This window comes from uncultured Marivita sp., from assembly GCF_947488135.1.
Taxonomy (GTDB): Bacteria; Pseudomonadota; Alphaproteobacteria; order Rhodobacterales; family Rhodobacteraceae; genus Marivita.
Genome location: NZ_CANKYW010000001.1, coordinates 165,603 through 180,226, shown reverse-complemented (window position 1 = coordinate 180,226; position 14,624 = coordinate 165,603). Strand labels below are relative to the sequence as shown.

Sequence of the window (14,624 nt, the reverse complement as noted above, 5' to 3'; positions counted from 1 at the left end):
CCCGCCTCTCGAGTGTCCGGGAGTGGCCGGAACGCGTCCGTCCCTCGCCCGGGCGGCATTCCAATGCCCCGTCATCCCATGAAATTCAAGCCCTGGCCGCCCCGTCTCTCGCGGCGCGGACGCAGAAATGAACAGCGCGACAACGAAAACAATACCCGCATTTTGCTATGGATTGGCCACAATCCAGTCAAACTCGACCTCTAAACCCTTTGGAAACCATACCGTGCAATCCCTGTACGGATGTGAATTGGGGTCTCGATGCTGGAATTCGACAACGTCAGCAAATCGTTCTGGACCGGGTCTCACCGCAAGGTGATCCTGGACCGGGCGTCTTTCCGTGTCGAACCGGGGCAATCGCTCGGCATTCTTGCGCCGAACGGCACGGGCAAGACCACGCTGATCAAGATGATGGCCGGCCTCGAAAAACCCGATGAGGGCGAGATTCGGAAAACCAGCCGCGTGTCCTTTCCGCTGGGCTTCATGGGCGGGGTCATCACCAAACATACGGCGATGGAGAACTCGCGCTTCATCGCGCGGCTTTACGGGCTCGATCCCGATTATGTCGAAGCGTATTGCCGCTGGCTCTGTGATCTCGGCGAATATTTCGATCAGCCGCTGGGCACCTATTCGTCGGGCATGCGCGCGCGGTTCACCTTCGCGCTGATGCTGGCGCTCGACTTCGACATCTACCTCGTGGACGAAGGGATGCCGACTTACACCGATGTCGAATTCAACCGGAAGGCCGGGGATATCCTGGCTGAACGGTTGCGGACGACGACAATGATAATCGTGTCTCACCAACCCGAAACGCTGGCGCGGTTCGCCAGCAGGGCGGGCGTCCTGATGGACGGTCAGCTGCATATGTTTGACACCTTGGAAGAAGCGAAACAGCTCTATGACTACGAAACCCAAGGCTAAACGCTTCCGCATCCGTCGCAGTGTCTCGGCCCCCGGCCCCGGTCAAATGGCCGCTGCCGGGCCTACTTCCGCACCCAGCGCTCCGGCGGCGACGCGGGCAGAGCAACCGCGTATCCCGCGTCCCGCCGAAGGAGGGGTTGAAAAGGCTGTCGCCGCCATCCGCGACGAAGGGCTCACCGGCCGCCAGTTGCGTATGGCCCGGCGCATCGCACAGAAACACGGGCTCGAGCCGAATTCCGATTACGAGGCCGTCTACCTGTTGCGCCTGAAGGGGATCGACCCGTTTCAGCGCGAAAATGCCCTCGACCTGATGCTCCCCGCGGCAGCCGCGGCGCAGGCAAAGGACCAGCCGACCGCAAGGACCCCCGACGCCGACAAACCCTTGGCCGAACAACCGCAGTTGCCGCAAACCGTGCGGTCCAAGGACAAGAACCTTCCCGCCACCGACAACCGTACCCCGGCGGAACGGCGCGCGCAGGAAATCATGGCGATCCAGAAGGATATGGCCCGCCGCCGCAACCGCCGCTTGCGGATGCTCTTTGCGCGCCTCGCAGCGTTTGTCCTGCTTCCGACCCTCATCGCGGGATGGTATTTCTTTACCGTTGCGACACCGATGTACGCGTCGAAATCGGAATTCCTGATCCTGAAGGCGGAAACCGGCGGCGGTGCGATGGGCGGCCTGTTCTCCGGCACGCAATTCGCCACCAACCAGGACGCCATTGCCGTCCAAAGCTACCTGACCTCGAAAGACGCGATGCTGCGTCTCGACCAGGACGAAGGCTTCAAGGCGCATTTCTCGCAGCCGGGTCTTGATCCGATCCGCAGGCTGGATGCCGACGCGACCTCGGAAGAGATGTACAAGCTTTACAAGAAATACGTGCAGATCGGCTATGATCCGACCGAAGGCGTGATCCGCATGGAAGTTGCCGCGGCCGATCCGCAGGTGGCCACCGATTTCTCGACCGCTCTCATCGGCTATGCCGAGGAACGGGTGGACAATCTCTCGGCGCGCAAGCGTGAAAACGCGGTGAAGGACGCCCAGCTTGGTCTGGAAGAGGCCGAACAGGCGCGCCGCGTCGCGCAGGAACGGCTGGTCCGCTTGCAACAGGACAGCGCCGTGCTCGACCCGCGCGCCCGCATCGGATCGCTTCAGGCCCGCATCGAAAGCGTTGAAACGCAGCTTCAGGAAAAGAACCTCCAACTTCAGGCGCTGCTTGACAACGCCCGCCCCAACCGCAGCCGGGTCGAAGGGGTTGAGGCAGACATTCGCCGCCTCGAAGCGCTCAAGGCCGAAATCAGCCTTGAGATGACCGCCGAAAGCGAAGGTGCGGGATCGCTTGCCGAAACCGCAGTGCAGATCCAGTTGGCCGAGGCCGATCTGGCGACCCGCGACATGATGCTGGCTGCGGCGCTCGAACGGCTTGACCAGGCGCGCCGCGATGCCGACAGCCAGGCACGCTACCTGACCACTTCGGTCTATCCGCTCGCCGCACAGGACCCGAGCTATCCGCGCGCGTTCGAAAATACGCTGCTGACCTTCCTGATCTTCTCGGGGATTTACCTGCTGATCTCGCTCACCGCGTCGATCCTACGCGAACAGGTGGCGAACTAAGCGCAAAACTGACACAGGTGACATTGCGGATCGCGCGCCCTATAAGGCGCGCGATTTGACGTTTGGCAGAGCAGAGGCCCCCATGACAACACTCGTTTTCGGACACAAGTCCCCCGACACCGACAGCACCGGAAGCCCGATCATCTGGGCGTGGTATCTCAACCAGATCAAGGGCGAAGACGCCAAGCCCGTGCTGCTGGGCGAACCCAACACCGAAGCCGCCTTCATGCTGGACCGCTGGAACCTCGACAAACCCGAGATCATCTCGGACGTTGACGCCGACCAGCCGGTGGTGATCGTGGACACCAACAACCCCGCCGAACTGCCCGCAAGCGTCAACAGCGCCGACATTCGCGGCATCATCGACCATCACAAACTGGTCGGCGGCCTCGAGACCAAGGGTCCCATCGAGATCCGCATCGAACCCGTGGCCTGCACCGCGACGATCATGTGGAAGATGATCGGCGACGATCTGGCCCAGGCGCCCACCGGCGTGAAAGGCGCGATGCTGTCCTGCATCCTGTCCGACACGCTTGAATTCCGGTCGCCCACCACGACGCAGGAAGACAAGGCCATCGCCTGGTCGCTCGCCGAGGATCTGGGCGTGTCCATCCCCGATTACGCGGCAGAGCTCTTCGCGGCGAAATCCGACGTGTCGGCCTTTTCCGACGCCGAACTCCTGCGCATGGACAGCAAGGAATACGAGGTTGCGGGCACCAAATTCCGTGTCTCCGTGCTCGAAACCACGTCGCCCAAGATGGTGCTCGACCGCAAGGACAGCCTGATGGCCTCGATGACCGAGGTCGCCAAGGAAGACGGCGTCGATCAGGTGCTGCTCTTCGTCGTCGACATCCTGAACGAGGAAGCGACGATGCTGATCCCCAACGACCTGACCAAGACCGTGGCCGAGAAAAGCTTTGGCGCATCCGTTTCCGGCGACACCGTCGTCCTGCCGGGCGTCATGAGCCGCAAGAAGCAGATCATCCCGAACCTCAAGCTTTGAACCAAAGCGATCCGGATGACGTTTCAAAGGGGGTGCTGGACGGCATCCCCTTTTTCGTGTGACCTGACCCAGCACCTGCCCTGAAAGATAGACCCATGACCCAGATCATCTCCTCCCTCGCCGACATCGCCAACCGTTACGACGTGCTGCTGGTCGATCTCTGGGGCTGCGTCCACAACGGGGTCACCGCGCATGAAGAGGCAGTCGCGGCGCTGCGCGGGTTCAAGAAGGGCGGCGGCACCGTGGTCCTGCTCACCAACGCGCCCCGGTCGCGCCACGAGGTGGCCAAGCAGCTTGACCGCCTCAACGTGCCGAGTGACTGCTACGACAGCATCGCCACCAGCGGCGACAGCGCCCGCGCGGCGATGTTCCGTGGCGCGGTGGGCGAAAAGGTCTGGTTCATGGGGCAACCCATTGACGAAAGCTTTTTCGAACCGATGGAGCTGATCGACAATCCGGTGGATATCCAGCGTGTCGAACTCGAAGACGCCGAAGGGATCGTTTGTTGTGGTCCGTTCGACCCGCATGCCGACCCGTCGGTGAACCGGCCCCAATTCCTCTATGCCAAGCAAAAGGGCCTCAAACTGCTTTGCGCCAACCCCGACATCGTCGTGGATCGCGGCGACACGCGCGAATGGTGCGCAGGCGCGCTGGCCGCGCTCTATACCGAGATGGGCGGAGAGAGCCTCTATTTCGGCAAGCCGCACCCGCCGATTTACGATCTGGCCCGCCGGCGCATTGCCGCGCTGGGTGTGGATGTCGACCCGACCGGCATCCTGGCCATAGGCGACGGCATCCACACAGATATTGCCGGCGCCATGGGCGAGGATATCGATTCCCTCTTCATCTCGGGCGGGCTGGCCGCATCCGAGACAAAAACGTCGCACCAACCCGACCCGGAGGCGCTAAAGGCTTACCTTCAAAAGGAAAACGCCTCTCCAACCTATACGATCGGACAGCTTCGCTGACGCAGATTTCTCTTGCTTTTCTGCGGCTGCAAAGTAATAAAGTTGCCAGTTTAGGCGTATAACTTGGTCGATTATTACCTAGCCGCCGAAAAGTGGAGTGCGAAATGTTGGACAATCTGCCACGCGGAACGATCTGCATCGAAGACATCGAGATGGGAATGTCCCGCCACCTGCGCAAACAGGTGACAGATCAGGATATCGAGATGTTCGCGCAAATCTCCACCGACCGGAACCCGGTGCACCTTGATGACGATTACGCACAGGACACGATCTTCGAGGGCCGCATCGCCCACGGGATGCTGACTGCCGGTCTGATCTCTGCGGTCATCGGCGAACAGCTCCCCGGTCATGGCACGGTCTACATGGGCCAGACGCTCAAGTTCCTTGCCCCCGTGCGCCCCGGCGACGTTGTCTATGCCGAGGTCAAGGTCGTCGATATCGACATCGCAAAACGTCGCGTGACGCTCGATTGTCATTGCTCGGTCGATGGCAAAAAGGTCCTGATCGGCGAGGCAAAGGTGCTCGCCCCGTCCCGCAAGTTCGACTGACCCTGCCACGGGCAAGAACGCGTCAACGCGTTCCCGCTTTCCGTCACCGGAAAGCATCCTGCGCCATTGCACTGGCCGCAGCGCCCGGCTAGTCCTCTGCCCATGAAAATCGTGCGGGATTATCAATTCGTCGCGGATGGCGACAGGGGGGCTACGGTTGCCATCGGCAATTTCGACGGCGTGCATCACGGCCATCAGGCGGTGATCAAACTCGCACGCGATGCCGTGCCCGACGCGCCGCTGGGTGTTCTCACGTTCGAGCCGCACCCGCGCGAATACTTCGCCCCCGACGCCCCGCCCTTTCGGTTGATGAACGCCAAGGCCCGCGCAACGCGGCTGAAAAAGCTCGGGGTCGATGTGCTGTACGAGCTCAAGTTCAACACGCAACTGGCCGAGCTGACACCCAAGGCGTTCGCTGCGAACGTGATCGCTGGCGGGCTTGGCCTGCGCCATGTGGTCGTGGGCGCGGATTTCTGTTTCGGCAAAGGCCGCGCAGGGACGGTCGATGACCTTCGGACCTTCGGTGCCGAGATGGGCTTCGGCGTCACTGTGGCCGACCTCATCACCTCGCCGTCAGGTGCCGTGTCCTCCACCGCGATCCGCGATGCGCTGACCGATGGCGCGCCGCGCCGTGCCGCCGAGATGCTGGGCCACTGGCATCGCATCGAGGGCACGGTTATCAGCGGCGAACAGCGCGGCCGGGAACTGGGCTATCCGACGGCCAATATGTCCATCGACGGGCTGCACCCGCCGAAATTCGGTGTTTATGCGGTGCTGGTCGATGTGCTCGACGGGCCGCATGCCGGGTCCTACCAAGGCGCGTCCTCCATCGGGGTGCGCCCGATGTTCGGCGAAAATCGCGCCAACCTGGAAACCTTCCTCTTCGACTTCACCGGCGATCTGTACGGCGCCACGGTCTCGGTCGCACTGGTCGAATTCCTGCGCCCGGAAGAAAAATTCGACAGCCTTCAGGCACTCATCACCCAGATGGAGGCCGACTGCGCCCGCGCGCGCCGGATCCTGACCGCGCCATGAGCCGCGACCCGATCGACCGCACCGGCCTTGCCCCCCGGTTCTGGGAACGCAAAGCGCTGACCGACCTCAACCCGCAGGAATGGGAAGCGCTTTGCGACGGCTGCGGCAAGTGCTGCCTGAACAAGCTTGAGGACGAAGAGACCGGCCATGTCGAGCTGACCCGCGTCGCGTGCCGCCTCTTCGACGACAGCACCTGCCGCTGCGCGCAATACGAGATCCGGCACCAGTTCGTGCCGGAATGCATTGTCCTCAAGCCGTCCAATATCGACACACACGCCTACTGGATGCCGCGCACCTGCGCCTACCGCCTGCTCTGGGAAGGCAAGCCGCTTTACGACTGGCATCCGTTGATCTCGGGCACGCCGGAGTCGGTTCACGATGCCGGTGTTTCGATGCGAAACGCCACCGTGGCCGAGTTCGAGGTCGACGAGGACGATTGGGAAGATCACATCATCGAGGAGCCAACCTGATGTTTTTCGCCTCCGACAACAGCGGGCCAGTCCCGCAGGCGGTTCTGGATGTCCTGGCCGAGGCCAATCAGGGCTACACGATGGGCTATGGCGCCGATCCCCTGATGGACGAGGTGCGCCAGCGCATCCGCGATCTGTTCGAGGCCCCCGAGGCCGCAGTCTACCTTGCCGCAACGGGAACGGCGGCGAACGCCTTGGCGCTTGCCACGTTGGTAGAGCCGTTCGACACGGTGTTCTGTACGCCTATGGCGCATATCGAAGAGGACGAGTGCAACGCGCCCGAATTCTACACCGGCGGTGCCAAGCTGACCCTTGTGGAAGGCTCCGACCGGATGACACCCGAGGCCCTGACCCGCGCCATCGAAAGCCAGGGCAATCGCGGTGTGCACGGCCCCCGCCGCGGGGCTGTGTCGATCACGCAAGTGACCGAGATGGGCAACGTCTACACCCTGAACGACTTGAAGGCGCTGTGTGACGTGGCCAAGTCCTACGATCTGCCCGTGCATCTGGACGGCGCGCGCTTTGCCAATGCGGTGGTCGCTCTGGGTTGTACCCCGGCCGAGATGACGTGGAAGCTGGGCGTGGATGTTGCGGTGTTCGGCGGCACCAAGAACGGATTGATGGGCGTCGAAGCGGTGGTGTTTTTCGACCCGGCGAAAGCCTGGGAATTCGAGCTGCGCCGCAAGCGCGGTGGGCATCTGTTTTCAAAGCATCGCTACCTGTCGGCGCAGATGGCGGCCTATCTTCGGGATGACATGTGGCGCGATCTGGCGCAGCGCGCGAATGCCAAGGCAGCGCGGCTACATGCCGGGATGAAGGATCATCCGGACGTCACCATCGTCAACGATGTGACCGCGAACATGATTTTCTTCGACGCGCCCGCCGCTTTGCACGCGCGGCTGAAAGAGCATGGTGCTGTCTACCATGTGTCCGGGTCCGACACACCGCGCGGGCGTTTCGTGTGCGACTGGTCGATGCCTGACGAAGAGATCGACCGCTTCGTTTCGCTGCTAAACAATGGGTAAGAAAAAAGGGCTCCCGAGGAGGAGCCCTGACTGATTACGGTATCGTGGCAAACTAAGAGAGATGGGGGTCAGTTGTACTGGAATTGCAGCTCGTAGCTGCCATCTTCGAACGCGCCGAACAGATCCGGCACATCGGGATGCTCGACAGGCTCACCGGAGTAATCGGCGATCAGGTTCTGTTCAGACACATAGGCGACGTAGAAGCTTTGGTCGTTTTCCGCGAGGAGATGGTAAAATGGCTGCTTTTTGGCGGGCCGACTGTCCTCGGGGATAGCTTCGTACCATTCCTCGGTATTGTTGAATTCCGGGTCCACATCGAACACCACGCCCCGAAACGGGTGCCTGCGATGCCGTACGACCTGGCCGATGTTGTATTTTGCGCGTTGTCTGATCATGAGTCCTATCCGTTGCCACATACCTGCCTGATTTTCGACAAATTGTCCAATTCCAGCGTCCAATTTCTGGGAAACAGTCTGTGCAGTGGATCGACACAAGGCTTTTTTGTTTCTTGGCAAGGGCTTGCCGCCCCGAGCAATTGTGATTTCCCCCACGGCGGCTTTGCGGTAGACTGCAATCAACCCGAAAGACGGAGCAACCGTCTTCGACCGTAAAGCGAGAGGCCCATGAGCAGATTCTTTCGCGCCTTGGTGATTGTTTTGCTGGCCGCCTCATGCGGAGGCGGCGGCGGCACATCGGCGCCCCGTAACCTCGATAATGCCTGTTCCATCCTGCAACAGCGCCCCGGATATCTGCGCGCCTTCCGCGCGGCGGAGCGCAAGTGGGGGGTGCCCGTGCACGTGCAGATGGCCGCGATGTACCAGGAGAGCAAGTTCAAGTCGGACGCCCGCACGCCGTTCCGCTACACGCTGGGCGTGATCCCGATGGGGCGCCAAAGCTCGGCCTACGGCTATAGCCAGGCGCTCAACGGGACGTGGGACGAGTACGTGCAGGACCAACGCAAGTTCCGCGCGAAACGCAACGACATCAACGACGCGGCCGATTTCATGGGCTGGTACATGGCGGAATCGAACCGCCGCCTCGGGATCTCCCTCGCCGACGCGCGCAACCAGTACCTCGCCTACCACGAGGGCCGCACCGGGTTTTCGCGTGGATCCTATAACAGCAAGGCATGGCTCTTGCGCGTCTCCGACGAAATCGCGGCACGGGCCTTTATGTATCAAGGGCAACTGGCAAGCTGTCCTGTGCGCAGTTAGGTCCGAACCGGCCCCAATGTTTCGCGCGCGAAACATTGGGTGAGTCCTGCTGACCCTTTAAGGATTTGTTAAGGTTTAAGCGGTTTCGCCATTACGCGAGTACATGACAAGGTCGTGGCGGCCGCACTCGCCATAAAGCGTCACGCTACGCATCTGACAGGGCAAATTCCTGCCACTTTGAGTTGTTATCAGCCTTTCCGTACGAATTTTCGCAGGAAAGCGCTCGGGATGTTCGATGAGTCAACCAAGATCGCCCTGTTCGCCGTCTTCATAGGGGCGTGGTTCTTCAACCTGACCGCCGAACAGCTTGCGCCGCGGGCCGAGTTGGCGACTGCGGTCGAGAGCGCGCGGCTTCCGCCCGTGCCGCCAAGAGCAATGCCGGACGGATCGCCCGCGCAAGAGCGGGTGGCGGCAACGCGGGTCGCACTGGGCGACGGGTTCGAGGCCAAGCTCTTGACCAGCTATGTGCTGGAAGGACGTGTCGTGACGCGTCGCGAGTTTCGTCATGATCGAACAAGCGCGATTTCGCCTCTGGATCTGGGCATTGTCTGGGGCGATCTGGCCGAGCCCGGTGGTGTCGATGGCATCGAGTTCAGAACAGCGCCCAGAGCCATCTGGTTTTCCCGGACATCAGACGCCGAAATGCCGGCGAACTGGAAGGATCAGGTCACCAACAATCACCTGATCCCGGCGAACCAGGCGGTGAACGATGCGCTCATGGCGATCGATGTCGGAGCGCATGTGCGGATCCGCGGGTATCTGGTGGTCGTGACCGGCAACCGGATTTCACCCTGGCGCTCGTCTACGCGGCGCGACGACGGCTCCATCGTGGGTGGCTGCGAGATCATTTTGGTGACCGACGTGGAGGTTCTGCGCGGGACCCGGACGGCGGCACTTTGAGGCCCGAGGCGCGCCTTGGCGCGCCCGGGACCAGAAGGCTACCGGCTCGCGCGGCGTTCCATTTCGATGTTGAAGAGGCGATTGGCGAGTTGTTTGCGTTCGAGCGCGCCTAGAACCACGGTGGTTTGCCCGCCGCCATCGTCGGTGATGACCCACTGGCGCAGCTCGACCGGGTTGTCGGTGAACTTGAGTTGGATGCTGCCATATTCAGGATGTTCGGGATCCTGGGCTGTCACGGTGGTCGCGGTGCCGTCATAGCCGTGATTGACGACCATGTTGGCGCGGGACAGGTCCACATTGCGGGCGAGGATCAGGCCGAGCGGTGTGCGGTCGAGCGGGTAGGTCTCGGGCTCTCCGCCCAGCTTTTTGTCGAAGACCACCACGGCGCCGTTGTTCGCCATGACAAGCGCCTGTTCCGGCGGGTTGTATTCAAAGCGCACCTTGCCGGGGCGACGCATATAGAGCGTTCCCGTCGAGATGGTGCCATCGGCGTTGATCTGGGTGAAACTGGCCTCGGCGCTGGTAAGCTGATTGAGGTAGTTCGACAGCGTGTTCAGCGAAAGCTGCTGGGCCTGTGCGGGGATGGCCCACATCCATGTCAGGGCGGCCATCAGGGCAAGTAAACGAAGTCGCATAGGGTCTTGGGTCCTGTCTGCTCGGGAACTCATTGACCTCTATATGGCGAAACGGGCGCTGATATGCGATAGCAGCGCCCGTTTTTGTGACTGGATCGGCAGGAATTTACTGCTCTGGCACCAGAATTTCGCGTTTGCCGACGTGGTTGGCCGCGGACACGACGCCTTCGTCTTCCATCTGCTCAACAAGGCGCGCGGCCTTGTTATAGCCGATCGCCAGTTTGCGCTGGATGTAGGAGGTGGAGCACTTGCGGTCGCGGATGACAATGGCGACGGCCTGATCGTAAAGCGCGTCCTCGCCGTCGGTGTTGCCGCCGGTGTTCAGGCCCAGAACGGCGTCGATGTTGTCCGCCTTGTCTTCTTCGGGGCCTTGCACCACACCGCTGACATATTCGGGCGGGCCGAAGGCCTTGAGGTGAGTGACGATTTCCTCGACCTCTTCATCGGACACGAACGGACCGTGGCAGCGGGTGATCTTGGCGCCACCCGCCATGTAGAGCATGTCGCCCTGCCCCAGCAGTTGCTCGGCCCCCATTTCGCCGAGAATCGTGCGGCTGTCGATTTTCGACGTCACTTGGAAGCTGATCCGCGTGGGGAAGTTGGCCTTGATCGTGCCGGTGATGACGTCGACAGACGGGCGTTGCGTGGCCATGATGAGGTGAATACCGCTCGCACGGGCCATCTGCGCAAGGCGCTGAATGCAGGCTTCGATTTCCTTACCCGCGACCATCATCAGGTCGGCCATTTCGTCGACGATAACCACTATGTAGGGCATCTTGACGGGCTGGATTTCCTCGGTCTCGAAGATCGGTTCGCCGGTTTCGTCGTCAAAGCCGGTCTGAACGGTGCGTTCGAACATTTCGTTCTTGCTGAGCGCATCGGCAACGCGGCTGTTGTAGCCGTCGATGTTGCGCACGCCCATCTTGGACATCTTGCGATAGCGGTCTTCCATCTCGCCCACGACCCATTTCAGGGCCACGACCGCTTTCTTGGGGTCAGTGACAACCGGGCTGAGGAGATGCGGGATGCCGTCATAGACGCTGAGTTCCAGCATCTTGGGGTCGATCATCACGAGGCGCAGATCGGCAGGCGTCAGCTTGTAGAGCAGCGACAAGATCATCGTGTTGATCGCGACGGATTTACCCGAGCCGGTGGTTCCGGCGATCAGCAAATGGGGCATCTTGGCGAGGTTGGCGACCACGGGGTCGCCGCCGATGTCCTTGCCCAGCGCGAGCGGCAGTTTCTGCGTGCCGTCGCCGTAGTCACGGGTCGACAGGATCTCGCGGAAGCTGACCATCTCGCGGTTCTCATTCGGGAGTTCGATCCCGATCACGCTGCGCCCCGGCACCGTGGAGACCCGGGCAGAGAGCGCGGACATGGAGCGGGCGATGTCATCGGCCAGACCGATCACGCGGGACGCCTTGAGGCCCGGCGCGGGTTCGAGTTCGTACATGGTGACGACAGGACCGGGGCGGACGCTCACGATCTCGCCCTTCACGCCGTAATCGTCGAGCACCGCTTCGAGCATGCGGGCGTTTTCCTCTAGCGCCTCGTCGCTCAGGTGGTGGCGTTCGATATTCGCCGGGTCCATCAGCAGCCCAAGCGGCGGCAGGTCGTAATCGACCTCTTTCTCTTCGAATTGCAGGCGCGGCTGGGCCTCTTCCTGCGCGCGTTTGGACGGCTGGAGCGGCTTGCGCTGGGGTTGTTGCACGACCTTTTTGGCCTCGGGCTGCGGGACGGAGGCAGGTGCCGGCGGCACAGGTGTGTAGGCCTGCGGCTCATCGCCGTAATCATCCCAATCGGTCATGTCGTCGAAGATGTTTTCTTCGGGGTCATCGGTGAATTGCGGCTGCGGCTGGTATACCTTTTTCGGCGCGGTGACGGGCGGCTCTGCCCGCAGCGGCGCGGCTGCGCGCGCGGTGACGGGGGGCTCGGGCGGCAGGCCAGCGGTCGGTTTGAAGATCAGCGGATCGGGACCGCGGCCCCGGCCCTTGGTGAGCGGTGCGGCAATGGCCGACGTCACCGCCGGGTTCTGGCGCACGCGGGATTTGATGGCGTCGGCGATCTTGGCACGAACACGGTCGTCACCGGGCAGCGTTTCGGGCAATTCACCATGCGGGAAGGTTTCGACCAGTTCCGGTTCGGGATCGGCGCGACGCATGAGCGACGGCATCTTGGACAGGAACCCGGTCTTTTGCGGCGCGGGGGCTGGTGCCGGATCGTCGAACATCGAGTCTTCGGCGTAGATCGCGGGCGGTGCCTTGGGGGCCACGCGGGTCACACGCGGTTCGGCTTTCACGGCTTCCTGGGCGGCGGCCCATTCGGCGGCTTCGGCCTCTTCCTGCGCGCGAAGGGCGCGGCGCTCGGCGTTTCTGGCCTGCATCTCGCGCGCGGCGACGAGCGCTCCGGACGCGCCCTTGCCCAGCAGGGACAAGAGCGTCGCGTAGACCATAATCACCCCGACCACGAGGAAACGGCCCATGCGCAGGAGTTCGGCCTTGGTGAAGCCCAGAACGAAAGCGCCCATGACAAGAACGATACCGCCGAGGATTAGCATCATCAGCTTGAGAGCGAAGGTGGTGCCAAGCGGCAGGATCGTCAGGATCGACCCCATCATCATGTCGCCGAAGAGACCGCCCAGACCAAAGCTGTGTGTCCATGCGGTGCTTTCGGGCACGCCGGCGGCATAGACGGCGGCCAAAGCGACCCAGATCGGCGCGAAGATCAGGCAGGTGACAGCGCGCTCTTCGCCGCGGTGCAGGGCAAATCGGGCGCCCCAGACCAGAAGAACCATGGCCAGACCCCAGCTCGCCCAGCCAACGATCATGAATAAGGGTGCGGCCACCGACGCTCCGGCGCGGCCCAGCCAGTTCTGCACGGGGGCATCCGTGGCGGACAGCCAGCTCGGGTCTTGCGGCGAATAGGAGTAGATCATCATCGCGGCCATCGCGCCCAGCGCCATGAGCACAAAGCCACCCAGCTCTTTGCCACGCTTTTCGATCGCAGCTTGCATGTTGCTGTCAAAGAGGGGGTCACGCCCCCGCGCCTGATATGCCATCGTTCGCCTCTTTATTGGTCTTCGCTGCCATAAAGGCAGTCCCTGATCTGCGTCAGGCCACGTTCGGTTTCTTCTTTTGGGGCCACCATGGCGACCCGGATATAGTGCGTGCCGGGATTTCCGGCCTCGGTGTCCTGCGACAGGTACGCGCCGGGCAGCACCCGAACACCGGTTTCGGTCCACAGCTTCAACGCCGCGTCTTCCCCGTTCTCGACCGGAAGCCACAGGAAGAACCCCGCCTGCGGCGACCGGTAGCCCGGCACGTTGCCAAGGATCCGGTCCGCGAGCGCGTATTTCTGGGCGTAAAGCGCGCGGTTTTCTTCGACATGCGCTTCGTCGCGCCAGACGGCTTCCGCCACCGCCTGAAGCGGCAGGGGCAGCGGCGCGCCGGAATAGTTGCGCAATTGCTGGATGCGCCGGATCGATTCAGGCCCGCCCGCGACAAAGCCCGACCGCAGCCCGGGCAGGTTCGACCGTTTGGAGAGCGAGTGGAAAATCAGCACGCGTTCGGGGTCCGCGCCCATTTCTTGCGCCACCTGCAAGGCTCCAACGGGGGGCGTGTCGCGGTAAATCTCGGAATAGCACTCGTCGGCGAGGATCTGGAAATCGTGTTTCTCGGCCAGTGCAATCAGCCGTTCCCAGTAGTCGCGATCGGCCACAGCACCCTGTGGGTTGGCGGGGGAACAGATATAGGCCAGCGCGGTGCGGTTCAGCACATCTTCGGGAAGCGCGGCGAAGTCCGGCAGGTGGCCGGTCTCTTCGGTGGCATTCACGAACACGGGGTCCGCCGCGACGGAAATCGCCGAGATCAGGTAAACCTGGTAAAACGGGTTCGGCATCAAAACGATGGGTTTTGCCCCGTTCTTGGTCTCGGGGCAAAGCGCCATGCCAACGTTATACAGCCCCTCGCGTGTGCCGTTCAGCGCCATGATCTGCGTGTCGGGATCGAGCGAAAGACCGTAGCGCTGCTGCACCCAATCGCGGATCGCAACGCGCAGTTCGGGGGTGCCTTCGTTCGGCGGATATTTGTTAAATCCGGCCATGTTCTGCGCAAGAATGTCGGAAATCCAGGCCGGAAAGGCGTGTTTCGGTTCTCCGATGGTCATGTGAATCACCGGCCCACCCGGTTCATGCACGTCCAACAGGGCGCGCAGACGCGGGAACGCATAAGCCGGAAGGTTCGAAAACCGCTCGGGAAACATGCCAATACTGCCTCAGAACGAGGGTCGTTCGCGCCC

14 protein-coding genes are annotated in these 14,624 nt (G+C 62.2%); 10 read left to right on the top strand and 4 right to left on the bottom strand.

Annotated elements, in window-relative coordinates; genetic code table 11:
- Positions 1-258 precede the first annotated feature (258 nt).
- From Q1B16_RS00900 to Q1B16_RS00865, 8 genes are all read left to right on the top strand, one after another.
- Positions 259-918 (top strand): ATP-binding cassette domain-containing protein, encoded by a 660-nt coding sequence (locus tag Q1B16_RS00900; RefSeq protein WP_299784020.1) that lies wholly within the window; start codon positions 259-261, stop codon positions 916-918.
- Positions 896-2,530 carry a capsule biosynthesis protein gene (locus tag Q1B16_RS00895; RefSeq protein WP_299784018.1) on the top strand — a complete coding sequence of 545 codons (1,635 nt, stop codon included), beginning with the start codon at positions 896-898 and terminating at the stop codon, positions 2,528-2,530. The genes Q1B16_RS00900 and Q1B16_RS00895 overlap by 23 nt, the downstream gene beginning before the upstream one ends.
- 82 nt (positions 2,531-2,612) lie before the next feature.
- A complete protein-coding gene (locus Q1B16_RS00890; RefSeq protein ID WP_299784016.1) occupies positions 2,613-3,533 on the top strand; it encodes a manganese-dependent inorganic pyrophosphatase in 921 nt (306 codons plus the stop codon).
- A 95-nt stretch (positions 3,534-3,628) separates the two neighbouring features.
- Positions 3,629-4,501, top strand: a complete 873-nt coding sequence (locus Q1B16_RS00885) for a TIGR01459 family HAD-type hydrolase (protein ID WP_299784014.1) — start codon at positions 3,629-3,631, stop codon at positions 4,499-4,501.
- Between the two features lie 104 nt (positions 4,502-4,605).
- On the top strand, positions 4,606-5,049 hold the full coding sequence (locus tag Q1B16_RS00880) for a MaoC family dehydratase (RefSeq protein ID WP_292264551.1): 444 nt from the start codon (positions 4,606-4,608) through the stop codon (positions 5,047-5,049).
- A 102-nt stretch (positions 5,050-5,151) separates the two neighbouring features.
- A complete protein-coding gene (locus Q1B16_RS00875) occupies positions 5,152-6,084 on the top strand; it encodes a bifunctional riboflavin kinase/FAD synthetase (RefSeq protein WP_299784011.1) in 933 nt (310 codons plus the stop codon).
- A complete protein-coding gene (locus tag Q1B16_RS00870; RefSeq protein ID WP_299784009.1) occupies positions 6,081-6,554 on the top strand; it encodes a YcgN family cysteine cluster protein in 474 nt (157 codons plus the stop codon). Before Q1B16_RS00875 ends, Q1B16_RS00870 begins: the two co-directional genes overlap by 4 nt.
- Positions 6,554-7,579: an aminotransferase class I/II-fold pyridoxal phosphate-dependent enzyme gene (locus Q1B16_RS00865; protein ID WP_299784007.1), complete on the top strand. Its 1,026-nt coding sequence runs from the start codon at positions 6,554-6,556 to the stop codon at positions 7,577-7,579. Before Q1B16_RS00870 ends, Q1B16_RS00865 begins: the two co-directional genes overlap by 1 nt.
- 68 nt (positions 7,580-7,647) lie before the next feature.
- On the opposite strand, the gene hspQ is transcribed toward Q1B16_RS00865, so the two are convergent.
- Positions 7,648-7,974, bottom strand: coding sequence for a heat shock protein HspQ (hspQ, locus tag Q1B16_RS00860; RefSeq protein WP_299784005.1), 327 nt, complete (start codon positions 7,972-7,974; stop codon positions 7,648-7,650).
- 228 nt (positions 7,975-8,202) lie between these two features.
- Between hspQ and Q1B16_RS00855 the strand changes: the two genes are divergently transcribed.
- Together Q1B16_RS00855 and Q1B16_RS00850 are read left to right on the top strand one after the other, a co-directional pair.
- Positions 8,203-8,793, top strand: a complete 591-nt coding sequence (locus tag Q1B16_RS00855) for a transglycosylase SLT domain-containing protein (protein WP_299784003.1) — start codon at positions 8,203-8,205, stop codon at positions 8,791-8,793.
- A gap of 228 nt (positions 8,794-9,021) precedes the next feature.
- The gene (locus tag Q1B16_RS00850; protein WP_299784001.1) at positions 9,022-9,693 is read left to right on the top strand and encodes a hypothetical protein; all 672 of its coding nucleotides are present in this window, start codon (positions 9,022-9,024) and stop codon (positions 9,691-9,693) included.
- Positions 9,694-9,731: 38 nt separating this feature from the next.
- On the opposite strand, the gene Q1B16_RS00845 is transcribed toward Q1B16_RS00850, so the two are convergent.
- The 3 genes from Q1B16_RS00845 to Q1B16_RS00835 form a co-directional block, all read right to left on the bottom strand.
- Positions 9,732-10,328 (bottom strand): outer membrane lipoprotein carrier protein LolA, encoded by a 597-nt coding sequence (locus Q1B16_RS00845; protein ID WP_299783999.1) that lies wholly within the window; start codon positions 10,326-10,328, stop codon positions 9,732-9,734.
- 106 nt (positions 10,329-10,434) lie between these two features.
- A complete protein-coding gene (locus Q1B16_RS00840) occupies positions 10,435-13,386 on the bottom strand; it encodes a DNA translocase FtsK (RefSeq protein WP_299783997.1) in 2,952 nt (983 codons plus the stop codon).
- A gap of 11 nt (positions 13,387-13,397) precedes the next feature.
- Positions 13,398-14,588, bottom strand: a complete 1,191-nt coding sequence (locus tag Q1B16_RS00835) for an aminotransferase class I/II-fold pyridoxal phosphate-dependent enzyme (RefSeq protein ID WP_299783995.1) — start codon at positions 14,586-14,588, stop codon at positions 13,398-13,400.
- Positions 14,589-14,624: the final 36 nt, after the last annotated feature.

What these genes read in the sequence shown, in the direction of transcription:
- hspQ (WP_299784005.1), bottom strand. Translation starts at nt 7,974, where the DNA reads ATGATCAGACAACGCGCAAAATACAACATCGGCCAGGTCGTACGGCAT.
- Q1B16_RS00840 (WP_299783997.1), bottom strand. Translation starts at nt 13,386, where the DNA reads ATGGCATATCAGGCGCGGGGGCGTGACCCCCTCTTTGACAGCAACATG.
- Q1B16_RS00850 (WP_299784001.1), top strand. Translation starts at nt 9,022, where the DNA reads ATGTTCGATGAGTCAACCAAGATCGCCCTGTTCGCCGTCTTCATAGGG.
- Q1B16_RS00885 (WP_299784014.1), top strand. Translation starts at nt 3,629, where the DNA reads ATGACCCAGATCATCTCCTCCCTCGCCGACATCGCCAACCGTTACGAC.
- Q1B16_RS00875 (WP_299784011.1), top strand. Translation starts at nt 5,152, where the DNA reads ATGAAAATCGTGCGGGATTATCAATTCGTCGCGGATGGCGACAGGGGG.
- Q1B16_RS00865 (WP_299784007.1), top strand. Translation starts at nt 6,554, where the DNA reads ATGTTTTTCGCCTCCGACAACAGCGGGCCAGTCCCGCAGGCGGTTCTG.
- Q1B16_RS00845 (WP_299783999.1), bottom strand. Translation starts at nt 10,328, where the DNA reads ATGCGACTTCGTTTACTTGCCCTGATGGCCGCCCTGACATGGATGTGG.
- Q1B16_RS00890 (WP_299784016.1), top strand. Translation starts at nt 2,613, where the DNA reads ATGACAACACTCGTTTTCGGACACAAGTCCCCCGACACCGACAGCACC.
- Q1B16_RS00880 (WP_292264551.1), top strand. Translation starts at nt 4,606, where the DNA reads ATGTTGGACAATCTGCCACGCGGAACGATCTGCATCGAAGACATCGAG.
- Q1B16_RS00895 (WP_299784018.1), top strand. Translation starts at nt 896, where the DNA reads ATGACTACGAAACCCAAGGCTAAACGCTTCCGCATCCGTCGCAGTGTC.
- Q1B16_RS00855 (WP_299784003.1), top strand. Translation starts at nt 8,203, where the DNA reads ATGAGCAGATTCTTTCGCGCCTTGGTGATTGTTTTGCTGGCCGCCTCA.
- Q1B16_RS00870 (WP_299784009.1), top strand. Translation starts at nt 6,081, where the DNA reads ATGAGCCGCGACCCGATCGACCGCACCGGCCTTGCCCCCCGGTTCTGG.
- Q1B16_RS00835 (WP_299783995.1), bottom strand. Translation starts at nt 14,588, where the DNA reads ATGTTTCCCGAGCGGTTTTCGAACCTTCCGGCTTATGCGTTCCCGCGT.
- Q1B16_RS00900 (WP_299784020.1), top strand. Translation starts at nt 259, where the DNA reads ATGCTGGAATTCGACAACGTCAGCAAATCGTTCTGGACCGGGTCTCAC.